Source organism: uncultured Planococcus sp. (assembly GCF_947501725.1).
GTDB lineage: Bacteria > Bacillota > Bacilli > Bacillales_A > Planococcaceae > Planococcus > Planococcus donghaensis_C.
The window spans coordinates 1-527 of the sequence record NZ_CANMXD010000035.1 but is presented as its reverse complement, the minus strand read 5'-3'; the positions used below and the strand labels follow the sequence as shown (position 1 = coordinate 527).

The 527-nt window shown below is 52.4% G+C and carries 5 tRNA genes; all 5 read left to right on the top strand.

Annotated features, from left to right (window positions below):
* The first annotated feature begins 89 nt into the window (after positions 1-89).
* Positions 90-165, top strand: a tRNA-Phe gene (locus Q0785_RS20285).
* Positions 166-187: 22 nt separating this feature from the next.
* Positions 188-263: transfer RNA gene (locus tag Q0785_RS20280), tRNA-Thr, on the top strand.
* Positions 264-269: 6 nt separating this feature from the next.
* Positions 270-353, top strand: a tRNA-Tyr gene (locus tag Q0785_RS20275).
* A gap of 6 nt (positions 354-359) precedes the next feature.
* Positions 360-433, top strand: a tRNA-Trp gene (locus tag Q0785_RS20270).
* A gap of 19 nt (positions 434-452) precedes the next feature.
* A tRNA-His gene (locus Q0785_RS20265) sits at positions 453-525 on the top strand.
* The last annotated feature ends 2 nt before the right edge of the window (positions 526-527 follow it).

The following is a 527-nucleotide window of genomic DNA, read 5'->3' as shown; positions in this document are numbered from 1 at the left end:
CCGTGGTGTAGCGGTTAACATGCCTGCCTGTCACGCAGGAGATCGCCGGTTCGATCCCGGTCGGGACCGCCATTTTTAAGTAATAAAGTGGGTCAGTAGCTCAGTCGGTAGAGCATTAGATTGAAGCTCTAAGTGTCGGCGGTTCGATTCCGTCCTGACCCACCATTTTTTTATGAAATATCTCCATGCCGGAGTAGCTCAACTGGTAGAGCAACTGACTTGTAATCAGTAGGTTGAGGGTTCAAGTCCTTTCTCCGGCACCATTTTAAGGTGGGGTAGCGAAGTGGCTAAACGCGGCGGACTGTAAATCCGCTCCTTCGGGTTCGGCAGTTCGAATCTGCCCCCCACCACCAGTTTTTAGGGGCATAGTTTAACGGTAGAACAGAGGTCTCCAACACCTCCGATGTGGGTTCGATTCCTACTGCCCCTGCCAATTTTAAAATTTTATGATGGCGGTCGTGGCGAAGTGGTTAACGCACCGGATTGTGATTCCGGCACTCGGGGGTTCAATTCCCCTCGTCCGCCCC